At 61.2% G+C, this 250-nt stretch carries 1 pseudogene; it reads left to right on the forward strand.

The features are described 5' to 3' along the window. Positions 1 to 250, forward strand: a pseudogene (locus C451_RS06215) (RNA-guided endonuclease InsQ/TnpB family protein); the annotation flags it as partial.

Below are 250 nucleotides of genomic sequence, written 5' to 3' on the forward strand. Positions count from 1 at the left end.
GCCGCAAAACTCTGGAACGTCGCCCGGTGGACGGCAGGGCGCGTTTGGGACGCTTGTGGCCAGATTCCCGACGACTCGGTACTCAAGTCGTACCTCAAGAGCCACGAACGCTACGCGGACCTCAACGCACAGTCCAGTCAGCAAGTTCTCGAAGAACTTGATGAGGCGTTCCGTGGATGGTACGGCCACCGAGACAACGGGAACGAGAAAGCGAACCCGCCCGGCTACCGCAAGAACGGCGACGAGCATC

It is taken from the genome of Halococcus thailandensis JCM 13552, assembly GCF_000336715.1.
Taxonomy (GTDB): domain Archaea; phylum Halobacteriota; class Halobacteria; order Halobacteriales; family Halococcaceae; genus Halococcus; species Halococcus thailandensis.